The organism is Colwellia sp. MT41, from assembly GCF_001444365.1.
In the GTDB taxonomy this organism is placed as follows: Bacteria; Pseudomonadota; Gammaproteobacteria; order Enterobacterales; family Alteromonadaceae; genus Colwellia; species Colwellia marinimaniae.
The window spans coordinates 1,873,390-1,886,006 of record NZ_CP013145.1; the positions used below are offsets into that span (position 1 = coordinate 1,873,390).

The 12,617-nt window shown below is 36.3% G+C and carries 15 protein-coding genes and 1 pseudogene; 13 read left to right on the plus strand and 3 right to left on the minus strand.

Annotated elements, in window-relative coordinates; translation table 11 throughout:
• Positions 1–816: 816 nt before the first annotated feature.
• From CMT41_RS07985 to CMT41_RS08000, 4 genes are all read left to right on the plus strand, one after another.
• Positions 817–1,617: an abortive infection system antitoxin AbiGi family protein gene (locus CMT41_RS07985; protein ID WP_058026958.1), complete on the plus strand. Its 801-nt coding sequence runs from the start codon at positions 817–819 to the stop codon at positions 1,615–1,617.
• Positions 1,618–2,133: 516 nt separating this feature from the next.
• Positions 2,134–2,817 carry a hypothetical protein gene (locus tag CMT41_RS07990; RefSeq protein WP_058026959.1) on the plus strand — a complete coding sequence of 228 codons (684 nt, stop codon included), beginning with the start codon at positions 2,134–2,136 and terminating at the stop codon, positions 2,815–2,817.
• A 433-nt stretch (positions 2,818–3,250) separates the two neighbouring features.
• Positions 3,251–3,628, plus strand: a complete 378-nt coding sequence (locus tag CMT41_RS07995) for a hypothetical protein (protein ID WP_058026960.1) — start codon at positions 3,251–3,253, stop codon at positions 3,626–3,628.
• Between the two features lie 141 nt (positions 3,629–3,769).
• A complete protein-coding gene (locus CMT41_RS08000; RefSeq protein WP_058026961.1) occupies positions 3,770–4,291 on the plus strand; it encodes a hypothetical protein in 522 nt (173 codons plus the stop codon).
• A gap of 285 nt (positions 4,292–4,576) precedes the next feature.
• On the opposite strand, the gene CMT41_RS08005 is transcribed toward CMT41_RS08000, so the two are convergent.
• Both CMT41_RS08005 and CMT41_RS08010 read right to left on the minus strand, forming a co-directional pair.
• Positions 4,577–5,641, minus strand: coding sequence for an IS91 family transposase (locus tag CMT41_RS08005; RefSeq protein ID WP_058026962.1), 1,065 nt, complete (start codon positions 5,639–5,641; stop codon positions 4,577–4,579).
• The gene (locus CMT41_RS08010) at positions 5,634–6,548 is read right to left on the minus strand and encodes a tyrosine-type recombinase/integrase (RefSeq protein WP_232300037.1); all 915 of its coding nucleotides are present in this window, start codon (positions 6,546–6,548) and stop codon (positions 5,634–5,636) included. The genes CMT41_RS08005 and CMT41_RS08010 overlap by 8 nt, the downstream gene beginning before the upstream one ends.
• A 423-nt stretch (positions 6,549–6,971) precedes the next feature.
• Between CMT41_RS08010 and CMT41_RS19060 the strand changes: the two genes are divergently transcribed.
• From CMT41_RS19060 to CMT41_RS08025, 4 genes are all read left to right on the plus strand, one after another.
• Positions 6,972–7,136: a hypothetical protein gene (locus CMT41_RS19060; RefSeq protein WP_157466311.1), complete on the plus strand. Its 165-nt coding sequence runs from the start codon at positions 6,972–6,974 to the stop codon at positions 7,134–7,136.
• The gene (locus CMT41_RS08015) at positions 7,136–7,729 is read left to right on the plus strand and encodes a hypothetical protein (protein ID WP_058026963.1); all 594 of its coding nucleotides are present in this window, start codon (positions 7,136–7,138) and stop codon (positions 7,727–7,729) included. The genes CMT41_RS19060 and CMT41_RS08015 overlap by 1 nt, the downstream gene beginning before the upstream one ends.
• A 159-nt stretch (positions 7,730–7,888) precedes the next feature.
• On the plus strand, positions 7,889–8,338 hold the full coding sequence (locus CMT41_RS08020) for a hypothetical protein (RefSeq protein ID WP_057180810.1): 450 nt from the start codon (positions 7,889–7,891) through the stop codon (positions 8,336–8,338).
• A 281-nt stretch (positions 8,339–8,619) separates the two neighbouring features.
• Entirely contained in the window at positions 8,620–8,844 is a 225-nt protein-coding gene (locus CMT41_RS08025) for a hypothetical protein (protein WP_058026964.1), read from the plus strand.
• Between the two features lie 69 nt (positions 8,845–8,913).
• Here CMT41_RS08025 and CMT41_RS19065 read toward each other — a convergent pair.
• A pseudogene (locus CMT41_RS19065) lies at positions 8,914–9,075 on the minus strand (IS110 family transposase); the annotation flags it as partial.
• A 155-nt stretch (positions 9,076–9,230) separates the two neighbouring features.
• Here CMT41_RS19065 and CMT41_RS08030 point away from each other — a divergent pair.
• From CMT41_RS08030 to CMT41_RS08050, 5 genes are all read left to right on the plus strand, one after another.
• Positions 9,231–9,662 carry a hypothetical protein gene (locus CMT41_RS08030; protein WP_058026965.1) on the plus strand — a complete coding sequence of 144 codons (432 nt, stop codon included), beginning with the start codon at positions 9,231–9,233 and terminating at the stop codon, positions 9,660–9,662.
• 62 nt (positions 9,663–9,724) lie between these two features.
• Entirely contained in the window at positions 9,725–10,078 is a 354-nt protein-coding gene (locus tag CMT41_RS08035; RefSeq protein ID WP_058026966.1) for a hypothetical protein, read from the plus strand.
• 126 nt (positions 10,079–10,204) lie between these two features.
• Positions 10,205–10,513 (plus strand): excalibur calcium-binding domain-containing protein, encoded by a 309-nt coding sequence (locus tag CMT41_RS19890; protein WP_058026967.1) that lies wholly within the window; start codon positions 10,205–10,207, stop codon positions 10,511–10,513.
• A 156-nt stretch (positions 10,514–10,669) separates the two neighbouring features.
• Positions 10,670–10,960 carry a YciI family protein gene (locus CMT41_RS08045; RefSeq protein WP_057180822.1) on the plus strand — a complete coding sequence of 97 codons (291 nt, stop codon included), beginning with the start codon at positions 10,670–10,672 and terminating at the stop codon, positions 10,958–10,960.
• 134 nt (positions 10,961–11,094) lie between these two features.
• Positions 11,095–12,330, plus strand: coding sequence for an alpha/beta hydrolase-fold protein (locus CMT41_RS08050; protein WP_058026968.1), 1,236 nt, complete (start codon positions 11,095–11,097; stop codon positions 12,328–12,330).
• The last annotated feature ends 287 nt before the right edge of the window (positions 12,331–12,617 follow it).

Here is a 12,617-nt window from a genome sequence, read left to right on the forward strand (position 1 = left end):
AACTGGGACACGTAACACTTGCTCGGTTCCACTTCGTTTCACATTTTAGCAAGTATTACTTAGCCCGTTATTTGGGCGTTAGTTGGCTAATAAAAAAGATCGTCTAAGTGCTAAATAATTCAGTTTCACCAATTCACTGTTTGGTACTTTACCGCGAATAAGTTAGTCACTTTTATCACGTTTCTGAAAGGTGTATTAGCGTAACTATTCGCTCTAAATAGTGAGTGTAATGGCTCAAATTCACGGTTTGGTATTTTCATTACGGTGCGTTTAAGTTATTGTTGTACTTGGTGAAAGTATGTTGCAACTAACAAGCAAATCAACTGGGACACGTAACACTTGCTCGGTTCCACTTCGTTTCACATTGTAGCAAGTATTACTTAGCCCGTTATTTGGGCGTTAGTTGGCACCGCTAATCCAAGTAATATTTTATTGTAAAAGCGGTGTTTTATAAACTGGCTTGGCATGTGTATCGGTGAGTTTTCGCCATTAGCTTTCAAATGTTAACCAGCGAAAATCAGCCTCATTTGTCAATTATAGGTTTGTCGTGTTCGCTTCAATTCATTCAATTGAGTGGCTCAAAGTTCAAGCTTTTGAGTGTAACGGTACTGGGTGGTTTTTGACTCTTCCGTTCAACCAATAAACATGGTAACTTATTGTTAGTTTAGCGCTTTTAAACTCAAACAACTAACAAGGCAATTCAAACGGACAAATTACAGTTGGCTTTTTGTTCGTGCCTCACCTATTTTAGCCAACTGCAATTTGCCGCTTAATTGAGCGTTATGTGGTACTCGAGTTTAGTGATGTTAAATAATTATGAGTAAAGAAAAAAGTCTATATCCAGAAATTCTATTCCACTTTTGTGGTAGAGAAGCAATGTTTGATATCTTAAAGGATACATTTAGGGTTTCATATGCTAGAGAAAAAATCATCGGAACAAGTCGGTTAAGAGAGATCGGAGTCCCTATGGTTTCTTTTTGCGACCTTAAATTATCTGAAGTTAGTAGCCATATGAGTAAATATGGCCATTATGGTATTGGTTTAACTAAAGAGTGGGCAAATCGAAAAGGACTTAATCCTGTTCTTTATATTAGCCAGCATTCTCCGTTTACAGAAGGGCTTATCAAAGGTTTAGATGGTATTCACGCTCACCGAAGAAAATTCGAAGAAAGTGGTGATTATAATGAGCTGACTACTGATTATATGAATATTTTTAATACTTATCGTTATATTAAAAATTATGAGGCTCCTCTTCAGAGAAAGGGTCATAAAAAAATAGAGAAGTATAGATTTGCTGATGAACGAGAATGGCGTTACGTACCGCCACTTGATAATAGTTCGTTATCTCTTTCTCTTAACAATAGTTCGATAACTCCATTTGTTCCTATTAGTTCAATTAAGACCGAAAAACAGAAAAGTGAATTAAATGCCTCAATTAATCATATTAGACTTCACTTTGAGCCTGAAGATATTAGGTATTTAATTGTTGAGCGAGATGAGGAGATTTCGGGATTAATCACTCATCTTGAGCATGTCAAAGGACGTTTTAATAAACAAGTTCTAGATCGCCTCAAAAGTCGTATTTTAACCGCTGAGCAAATCAACTTGGATATTTAGATCAACCACATAACAAGTATTTTCAAGACGGACAATTAACAGTGGGCTGTTGTTCGTGCCTCACACATTTTAGCCCACTGTTAATTGCCGCTTAAAATGGCGTTAGTTGGCACCGATAATTCAAGTGAAGTTTAATTGTAAGAGCCGTGTTTTATAAATTGGCTTTGCATGTGTATCGGAGAGTTTTCGCCATTAGTTTTCAAAGGTTAACCAGCGAAAATCAGCCTCATTTGTCAATTGCAGGTTTAGCGAGTTCGCTTCAATTCATTCAATTGAGTGGCTCAAAGTTCAACCTTTTGAGTGTAACGGTGCTGGGTGGTTTTTGACTCTTCCGTACAACCAATAAACATGGTAACTTGTTGTTAGTTTGTTACTTTTAAACACCAACAACTAACAAGGCAATTTAAACGGACAAATTACAGTTGGCTTTTTGTTCGTGCCTCACCTATTTTAGCCAACTGCAATTTGCCGCTTAATTGGGGCGTTATAAGCTTTATCCAACTTTAGAGTCATACGATGAGTGATTATCAAGATTTATGTGAAATGTACGGAAGAGATGCAAGTGATCCTGACTTTATAGATGATTTGATTGATGAGGTGTCGAGAGAATCTAATTTAGATGATGATGATTATGACTGGTATGAAGAAAATGAGAGTAAGAAACATCATGATTTATTAATAGAACAACTAAATAGCGTTGATCAAATTTTGGATTTGGCAGTCCCTGACAATGCAGAGTTTAGTTTTCTTGTAATGATTCATGCACATGTGGTTTCTGCTATAGAGGGTTATCTTGCAGGGGTTTTTATTCATCAAGTATGTAATTCTGAAGTACTCACTCGCAAGTTAATTGAAAGTGATCCTGAATTTTCTAAACGAAAATTTACATTAAGAGAAATATATCAAGAGCAGGATGCCTTAAAAGTTACGGTAGCAAGTTATTTAAAAGGTTTAATATTTCATGATTTGAAAAAAATCATACCAATGTATAAGTCGGTTCTTGAACATGAGTTGAAAAATTTATCATGGTTGTTTAAAGCTGTTGAATTACGTCATCACTGTGTTCATCGAGCGGGCTATGACAAAGATGGTAATAAAATTGATATTTCAGTTGAATCTGTTTCGGATTTGTTAGAGCTAGTCAATACGTTAGGTGATGACATTAATGAAACTATAAAAACATTAGCTGACAGCTTATAACAAGCTAATTAATAAGGACAAAAAACAGTTGGCTGTTTTCGTTCCTCAACATTTTAGCCAACAATTTTTCGCCCATTATTAGGGCGTTAGTTGGCTATCAAAAACTATTTCCTAAGTGCTAAATAATTCAGTTTCACCAATTCACTGTTTTGTGCTTTACTGCGAATAAGTTAGCCATCTTTTGTGTGTTTCTGAAAGGTGTATTAGCGTAACTATTCGCTCTAAATAGTGAGTGTAATGGCTCAAATTCACGGCTTGGTATTTTCATTACGGTGCGTTTAAGTTATTGTTGTACTTATTGAAAGTGTGTTGCAACTAACAAGCAATTCAACGTGACACGCAACAGTTGGCCGCGTTCACTACGTTCACAATTATGGCCAACTATTACTTAGCCCGTTAATTGGGCGTTAGCAGTTTAATCAATGTAGGTATTATGATTCCGAGTAAAAAAATATCTCAAACTATCTTGGAGTTTGGGAAAAGCATCATTGCAGGGTTACCTGTTGGTTATAAAAAAGAAGAGTTTGAGGCAACAATGAAAGTAGTTGTAACTGCTTGGAATGCTGTTGTAATGGATTCGTGGGAAAATGGTGTAAAATTCGAATCAGAGTTACTGGCACTTATGGAAACAGCACCAAAAATTGCAAAATTAGAAATCAAACGCTTAATTAAGCGTAAAAAAGCCAAATTTGCCAATGATCCAAGAGCTGTTGGGGATTTTTGGGTTAGAGAAAATAACGGAGAAATTGTTTTTGGTTGTGAGGCGCGTTTAAATGTTGGTAACGCTCCAGTAAGTAATACGAAACATTAGTGTAAACAACTGCTAACAAGAAAATCAACAAGGACAAAAAACAGTTGGCTTTTGCTCCTTCGTCGCTTATTTTAGCCAACTATTTTTTGCCTGTTATTTAGGCGTTATATGGTTCTCAAGTTTTGGAGTTTAATTAAATAAATGTTCGATCTAAATGATGATTTGAAAAAAATAAAAACTAAAGTTTTAGTTATGTCTGGGATTTCGCTATTTATTGCCTTAACCCAAGCCTTACCTCAGAAAGTGGCGATCCTTGGTTTGGATTTATCTAATAATGAAACTATGGCAGGTTGGTTTGTTTTGGCTGTTACCGCCTATTTTTTAATAAGTTTTATTGTTTTTTCAATTATTGAAATAATTCAGTATTACCTTCCAGCTTTGATTGGTCGAAAAACTGCAAAAACCACAGGGGATACAATCGGCTTAACAGCAGATGAATGCTTTCCTGATCACGAACATGAATACTATGATCAAGATGCCGGTACAACGAGCGGTGAAATGAACGATATAAAGAGAAAGAACCAAGAAATTACGTATAAATACAAAAGTAACTTTGTTCGAGTTTCTAATTTAGTTAAATTGACTACTGATGTTCTATTTCCAATTGTATTTAGTTTTATAAGCTTAAAGCTGTTATCTTGCTTTTTAATAAGTCTTCAATAAAACCATATAATAAATAAAGGATAGGTTGCGCGCAGCCGCAACTTGATCCTGTTGTTGAACAAGCCCGATATTGATGAGTACTCTTTATAAGTAAATAAATAAAATTGAGGTTGGCGGTGTTTTGGTGGTTTTGTTATGGGTAAACTTCAGGCCAAACTTAGCCATTATCACTAAACTGAGTTTGGTAATAGCGTCACTCACCCTATATTTTCTCTTGTTGTTAAAACCCTCGGTTAGTTAATATTTAGCACGCAACAATTCCCTCTGCTTAAGCACCTCCTTGTTTTAAATCGACTGGCCACTAATAATTCGATGCCCTATTCGCATTAGAGCTAAGGTCATTATCGTCTTACAGTGAGGGCAGCAGACGCCTTTTTTATCCGATATGACGATGGGCGGCAGTACAACTTTTAGCATTAACTGTAACCAATGTAATGTTTGTTTAGCATTGCCGTGTAAAAAACCATAATTACGCGCTCGCCTGAATCCTTTGGGCAAAACATGTTGCAGCACTCGCCATAAAAATTCCGTCGCTGGCTCCGTTATGGTTGTAAACTCCTTGGTGTTACTTTCTTGGTATTGAAACGTTACTTGGCCATTTGTCAGTGACAAGATATTTTTTTCGCTCACCACCCCACGATAAAGGTATCTGGCCAGATAGGTTAAGGCACTATCCCCTTTACCAGCATACTGACAATCACTCACCCAAGAGGTGGGTGTATTCGCGGGTAAGTAATAATGCGTATTACACATCTTTTCGATAAATTTACCTCGAAATACTTTTGCTAAGTTATTCGCGTTAAACAGGTACGTTCCCGTTTTTTTCTTCCAACACTTGTGTTTTTTATCTACACCTCCCGCAGGCACAACAAAGTGGAGATGAGGATGAAACTTCAGTTGTCGTGAGTGCGTGTGCAATACCGCGAGTAAGCCATTGACGTCACCTAAACGTTTATCACGTTTAAAGAAGGCGTCGAGGGTGTGTTTCGCGGCTTCAAACATTGCTTGATAAGCCCATTTTTGATGAGTCCAAACAAAGTGGCGCAATTGATAAGGTAAGGTGAAGGTCACCAGATAATAATCAACGGGCAATAACTTTTGTCGTTGTAAATCAAGCCAATTACTGTTGGCTTGGTGCTGGCAAGCAGGGCAATGTCGGTGACCACAGGAGGGGTATAATGTGCTATTCGCCCCGCAATTGTCACAATGATATAACATGGCTCCTGCTTGTGGTGTATGGCAGGAAATTATTTGCCTGAGCGCACGATGATGCACTGCTTGCATTGTGTGACCATACTGAGACACCAATTGGTCTTGATAGCCTTTGGCAATAGTGGCAAGTTCAATCATGAGTGTGCTCCTGCCAGTGAATATCAAGCGAGTCGACAATATCATTCAGCAGCAATTGACTATTGTGAGCGACCTCCTCAGTCATACGGGTATAAAGTGCGGTTGTTTTGGGACAAGCATGACCTAAGAATACTTGAATTGAGCGCAAACTCGCGCCACGCTCAAGCATGTGAGTAGCAATCGAATGTCGCAGGGTATGAACGTGAACATTTTTAGTGATACCACAGGCTTTAGCCACGATTTTAATGGTTTTTTGTACGCCGCCTTTATCCATCACCAGCGTTTTACCTTCGCGACTATGTGGCGGTTTACCACCAGGGAATAATAAGTTGGGATGGCGATGTGTTTTCCAGTAATGCCGCAATGCCAGTAAGGTGGCTTGTGGCAAAGGAACAAAGCGGTCTTTTTTACTTTTAGTGAAGCGTAAATGAACTTGCATCAAATGGCTGTCAATATCAGCGACCTGTAAATTTAAGGTTTCAGATAATCTTAAGCCTAAACTGTAGGTGGCTAAGTAATACACTTGGTAGCGCAATTGGCGTGTGGTATTAATAATGGCGGCTACTTCAGCTAAAGATAAAACGTCTTGAAGTGCTTGTACTTTGGGTGGTTTGACGATATCCACCCACTGCCAAGGGCGTTGTAGCACATGGGTATAGAAAAATTGAATGGCACAACGGGTGATCTTAACGTGACTCCATGACTTATGCTCAACAAGGTGCAGGAAGTAAGTTTTAAGATCCTCAATGGTTAATTGGTCCGGGCAGAGATCAAAGAACGACGCTGTTTGTCGAAGACATCGACTATAACACTCGATAGTTTTATCACTTTTTCCTTGTAAGGTCAGTTCGTTAAGGTAAGATTGAGCCAATAAATTGAAACGTGTTTGCTCAGTAATATTCATCATATACTCCTCAAAGCTGCCGACATTGGCCGCTAAGGTAAGTACAGATTATTTTATTGTATTCTGCCGCAAAGCGGCTTCGTTCAACAAGCAATTCAAACGGAACAAAAACAGTTGGTTAGGTTCCGCTTCGCTACACATTTTAACCCACTATTTTTATCCGCTTAAGTGGGCGTTGAGGCTGTAGAATAACTAATTCAGTAAAAACCACTAAAACTTTGTGCTCCTATATCGAACTGTAGACGATTAACTCGATATAGGTAATACATTTACCACCCCGATTTTAGGGGGTAATTCATAATAAACGAGTTATTCTACAAGCTCGTTAGCTTTGCTGTGCACACTATCAGTTTTAGTGATTTTAATTTAAAAGTTGCATTGAAGAGAACTCGCGTGGATAATGAGTATATATATTGGAGGTATTTTATGTCTATTACAGAATTAACAGCACGCGTTCAAAGCGCAGGAAAAAATAGAGATCACGCTCAACGTGTCCAATTACTAAAGAAAGCTCATGTTTTGGATTCAAAAGGTGATTTTGATCAACGCTTTTTTCAACATGATAAAAAATATTCTAATACAATTAAATAATGTATTCTTCTAAACCATCCATTGTTTATGGCTTCCACGGCCTAGATAAAAAAATCGGACTAAAAATTCTCAATAATGAAGATAACTTCCATCATAGTAATAATAAATATGACTGGCTTGGAAGTGGCATTTACTTTTGGGAAAATAATCTCGAAAGAGCAAAACAGTATGCTGTCGAAGACAGCAGCCGTAGTACAAGTTCAATAAGTGAACCTTTTGTTTTAGGTGCTGTTCTTGAGCTTGGTAATTGTCTAGATCTCCTTGATCAAAAATATAATGACTTCTTAAAGGAAGCTTATCGTCAATTAAAACAGGATTTGGAAGCTGAAGGAAAAGAACTTCCTAAAAACACTCATTTTGGCTCTACTGACTTTGACTTTAAAGCTAGAGAGTTAGACTGTGCCGTAATAAGGTATGCCTGTGCGCTGGCTGAGGAGCTCGGTGAACCCTTTGATTCAATAAGATCAGCTTTTATTGAGGGGGCTCCTTTATATGAAGGTGCTAAATTTCATTCTGAAAACCACATTCAATTAGCAATAATTAACCCTAACTGTATCAAAGGTATATTCTTACCAAGAATAAAGCAAAGCTAATAAATAAAGGATAGGTTGCGCGCAGCCGCAACTTGATCCTGTTGTTGAACAAGCACTTCAAACGGAACAAAAACAGTTGGTTAGGTTCCGCTTCGCTACACATTTTAACCCACTATTTTTATCCGCTTAATGCGGCGTTAGCTTTTTAAAGGACTATTAGTGCAATTTCTTTTTAATACACAACAACCAAAATATTTGTATGTACTTAAATCATTCATACTTGCCCTTTGTATGGTATTACCTGCTTCGTACATTGTTTCTAATTTTGTATCACCTTCAGAAAGCCCTGATATAAAAATAAACGTGATAGGGTTTCTTGGTGTTGTTATTATCTCTCCGCTTGGAGAAACACTATTAATGACATTAAGCTTTTTTGTAATAAAATTATTTACTAATAAATTTAGTGTCATTTGTTTTGTTAGCGCTTTCTTTTGGGCTAGCTTACATTCATTATTAATACCAGCTTGGGGACTTGTTACATTTTTTACTTTTTTAGTGTTTTCAATTGCTTTTCAAGTTTGGGATAAAGTTTCGAGAAAAGATGCTTACATAATAGTTTTTTCAATTCATGCTTTAGTAAATTTTTTTGCTTTTACTTTATCGGTGTAAGCAAAATAAAATTAATCAGGACAAAAAACAGTTGGTTTTTGCTCCTTCGTCGCTATTTTAACCAACTATTTTTTGCCTGTTAATTGGGCGTTGAGGCTGTAGAATAACTAATTCCGCCAAAACTACTAAAATTTTGTGCTCCTGTATCGAACTGTAGAGGGTAAACTCGATATAGGTAATGCATTTACCACCCCGATTTTAGGGGGTAATTCATAATAAACGAGTTATTCTACAAGTTCGTTATGCTTTACGTCAAAAATCTTAATATGGAGTTCATTACAATGGATGTGTTTATAAAAATTTTAATTTTCATTCTATCAATTATTATCGGAGTTGAAGTTATAGCATTAGTAGGCTTTGATTCTAGCCAGATTAGCCCTATATCGTCCGATCAATTTTCATTTAAAACTGCCTTTCTATTTTTAGTATTTTTTGCTATTTCTACATTTATATTACAGAAAGGAATTAAAAAATTAAATTTGGTCAAATCAGCACCAAAAGCATAACAAGCTGTTAAACAAGGACAATGATATAGTTGGCTTTTACTCCTTCGTCGCTTATTCTAGCCAACTCTATTTGGATTGATATTGCCGAGCCAATTTTGTAATGGCTGCTTTGGTGGTTTTTATTTTGCCATAATGAACGGGCTTTGCGCCACAATGGTCTTCTATGTATGCCACTTCTGTTGATACTTTATGGGTATCTAGACCAATGAAAAGTATGTTATGTTTGTACATGCTAGTCTCCAATTTTAGTTGTTTAACACACTAATTATGGCTCTGGTTTTACTAACCCACGAATCTGGAGGCTAGCACCTCGTGGGAGTCATTATGTATATGTTTTTTATATATTTCATTGTATTACCACTTATCATTCTAACAAGGTCTCATTGATGAAAAAATTATTACTATTTTTACTCTTACTAAATGGCTGTGCAACTCAAGGTGTGGATAGATCAGAACTTAACGTGATCAAAAAAGAATTTTATGCATCCATTATATCTATGAAAGAAGTTAAACTTTCGTCTGAAGTTAATACTGGCATTGTTGGTGGTGCTAGTATTGGCGTTATTGATGAATTGGATGGCAATCATGAAGATATGATTGCAGGGGCATTGGCAGGAGCAATAGTTGGAGGTTTATTTACGGCTATTTTTGAAGGAAGCAACAAAGCTTTTGAGTACACTCTACGTACAGAAAACAATGACCTTATTACTATTATTCAAAAAGAAAAAGTTAGTGTTTTATCGGAGTGCGTAAAAGTTAAGATAGCAAGTAAAGTATCAGTAGTTTCAGCTTCAAAAGAAAAATGTCAATTTATATAAATTACTGTGTTACAAAAACATAATAAGCTGTTATGTACCAGTGTTTCGGCTATAGGGGAATCATGAAAAATTGGCTTAAAGAAGCTGAGGAATCTCTAGAAGAAGCACTTATTGCAATTGCTGATGGTTCTATTCCTCCTGAACATATGTATATGTTAGCATCCGTTTTTTATTCAAAGTGGCAAAACACTAATAATTCAGAGTTACTTGAAGAAATGAATGAAGTTACAGAAGAACAGGTTCAACACGATTGGTCTTGTGATGAAAAATCTAAATACCAATACAAATTTTATTTCGTTTCAGCTTATTTGTATTGCTTTGTAGTCGCAGGTAAAGTTGATGAATTAAAACATGATCAAATAATGGAATATGTTTGTAGTCAATTGGACTTGTTTACGGAAGACTATTCAAGTTAGAAAAGCACGTAATAAGCTAATTAATAAGGACAAAAAACAGTTGTCTATTTTCTTTCCTCAACATTTTAGCCAACAATTTTTTGCCCATTATTAGGGCGTTGAGGTTTTATCAAGGATGGTGTTCATTTGAAAAATTTACTTATTCTCATAGTTATTTGTGCCGCAGCTTGGCAGTTCTATTTTAAAGACAGCACTCTAGTCGAATCAACTCGTACAAAAGCTGTATCTGAATTTTCAAATAGTGATGCTATGAAAACATTAGCTCTAGCTAAAGAGTTAGCTAAACCTAAAGTCACCTATAAATGCGATGGCAGACAGCATTGTTCTCAAATGAAATCATATGAAGAAGCGAAATACTTTATCCGCTATTGCCCTAATACAAAAATGGACGGGGATGGTGATGGCATTCCGTGCGAAAGACAATTTAATAAGTAGAGGAGCTTTCAAACCTCTAAGGGTTTTCAAGTCGGACAAATTACAGTTGGCTTTTTGTTCGTGCCTCACTTATTTTAGCCAACTGCAATTTGCCGCTTAATAGCAGCGTTATGTGCTTAGTCACTGCCAAATCTCATATCATGAAAAGGAAGTCAAATGTTTATAGTTTCACTTAATTATACGTCTACTCTTGAAGAGATAGATGAGTATATAGCAGAGCATCTCATACATCTTGATAAGCAATACTCACTTGGTAATTTTATAGCATCTGGGAGGAAAGAGCCGAGAACGGGTGGTTTCATTCTGGCAACAGTTGCGACTAAAGTAGAATTGGAAAGTATTTTAGCTAACGATCCTTTTCATCGGGAAAAATTAGCTGAGTTTGTTGTAACCGAATTTATCCCGACTAAAACATCTCCAGAGTTGAGTTTTTTACTTAGTACTTAAAAGCACATAAGAAATTAAACAAGGACAAAAAACAGATAATTGGACTGTTTTTGTTCCTCAACATTTTAGCAAACCATTACTTAGCCTGTTATTTGGGCGTTAAATGGACACCCACACTCATAAATGGAATTCATATGCATCGCGGTATCAGATATCTCATAATTACAACTTATCTTGTAATTTTCAATTCAAATGCTACAGAAGTTAATCTACAAAAATATGAAAATATTATTTCGGGTGTTAAATATAGTCTTAAATCCTTAGAGCTAGATGAAAACCGACAAATTTTTATATCATTACCCGAAAGTTATAAACACTCAGCCCATCATTATCCTGTTATTTATGTTATGGATGGTGAATTTCTTTTTGACTTAACACGCTCAATGGTTAAAATTCGAGCTGCCAGAAATTATATGCCTGAAAGCATCATCGTGGGGATACCCAATAACACAGGTAAACGGATCGAGATGGCATTAGAGCTGTTCGACGATAAAGGAAATCCTTTTTTTTATGGGAACGGGTTGGGACAAACAGGCAAGTACCTTAAATTTTTTAGAAATGAACTTATACCACAAATCGAAGAAAAATTTAGGGTTAACTCCCATCGAACCATCATAGGGATGTCACCTTCCTTCGGTCCTGTCTTACAGGCTTTTTGGTCTGAACCTGACTTATTTAGTGGCTATATAGTACTGGCTGCAGAAATTGGTAAAAAGCTTAAATCAGGAAAGAGCATTGGAGAGAAACTTATTGACGCAATTTCAGATAAAAAGCGTTCTAAGGCAGGTATCTATATTGGTATCGGCAGCAGGGATATCATAAAAAGAGGACTAAAAGAAGCTGCACTCTATGTAGATATCCCCAAAAAGCTAAAGAATATTGCAAATCCAAAAATCAGATACAAATTTGAAATAATTCATGATGAAGATCACTATGGTATGTCAATTCCTGGTATACAACATGGCTTAGAAACAATTTACGCTAGAGAAGTCTGGGACATAGATTATAGAAAAATGTGGAACAGCCCTGACCCTGCACAAGCCTTATCGGATAGGTATCAACAACTATCTGATCATTATGGTTTTAAAATTATTCCTTTAGAAAAGTCTTTTAACTTTATTCATAATATTATGAAAACAGCAGAGATACTATATAGACAAAATAAAATTGAAAAATTAATACCTTGGCTACAGCTTGCGATTGAATATTATCCGTACTCACCTGCGATATATAGTCAGTTATCAAAAGCATATACACAAGCAGGTAAAAACTCGCTTGCAATAAGCACCGCAGAAAAAGCAGTTAAACTAGCTGAAGGTAGCGAGGATATAAACATCTATAAATCATTATTAAAAACTTTAGCGCATTAACCATTTAACAAATTGCTTAAACGGAAAAATAACAGTTGGCCATCGCTTCGCGATTATAGCCAACTATATTTTTCCGCTTAAGTTAAGCGGTTAGAGGGAACGGAGTGTATATTATTAAACTTGAAGCTCACAATATTATTAAATTACATGCCTATGCACTTGGCTCAGGATCGTCATCCCCGTGGTGTTTTAATCGGGGATCCAGTGTATAAAGAGCAATGGATCCGGACAATATGCGTCCTGCATTGTCTAACAAGTAGCATCCATGCTACGTTCCGATTAGAAAC

Coding starts and splice junctions, on each gene's coding strand:
- CMT41_RS07985 (WP_058026958.1), top strand. CDS start 817: ATGAGTAAAGAAAAAAGTCTATATCCAGAAATTCTATTCCACTTTTGT.
- CMT41_RS07990 (WP_058026959.1), top strand. CDS start 2,134: ATGAGTGATTATCAAGATTTATGTGAAATGTACGGAAGAGATGCAAGT.
- CMT41_RS07995 (WP_058026960.1), top strand. CDS start 3,251: ATGATTCCGAGTAAAAAAATATCTCAAACTATCTTGGAGTTTGGGAAA.
- CMT41_RS08000 (WP_058026961.1), top strand. CDS start 3,770: ATGTTCGATCTAAATGATGATTTGAAAAAAATAAAAACTAAAGTTTTA.
- CMT41_RS08005 (WP_058026962.1), bottom strand. CDS start 5,641: ATGATTGAACTTGCCACTATTGCCAAAGGCTATCAAGACCAATTGGTG.
- CMT41_RS08010 (WP_232300037.1), bottom strand. CDS start 6,548: ATGATGAATATTACTGAGCAAACACGTTTCAATTTATTGGCTCAATCT.
- CMT41_RS19060 (WP_157466311.1), top strand. CDS start 6,972: ATGTCTATTACAGAATTAACAGCACGCGTTCAAAGCGCAGGAAAAAAT.
- CMT41_RS08015 (WP_058026963.1), top strand. CDS start 7,136: ATGTATTCTTCTAAACCATCCATTGTTTATGGCTTCCACGGCCTAGAT.
- CMT41_RS08025 (WP_058026964.1), top strand. CDS start 8,620: ATGGATGTGTTTATAAAAATTTTAATTTTCATTCTATCAATTATTATC.
- CMT41_RS08030 (WP_058026965.1), top strand. CDS start 9,231: ATGAAAAAATTATTACTATTTTTACTCTTACTAAATGGCTGTGCAACT.
- CMT41_RS08035 (WP_058026966.1), top strand. CDS start 9,725: ATGAAAAATTGGCTTAAAGAAGCTGAGGAATCTCTAGAAGAAGCACTT.
- CMT41_RS08045 (WP_057180822.1), top strand. CDS start 10,670: ATGTTTATAGTTTCACTTAATTATACGTCTACTCTTGAAGAGATAGAT.
- CMT41_RS08050 (WP_058026968.1), top strand. CDS start 11,095: ATGCATCGCGGTATCAGATATCTCATAATTACAACTTATCTTGTAATT.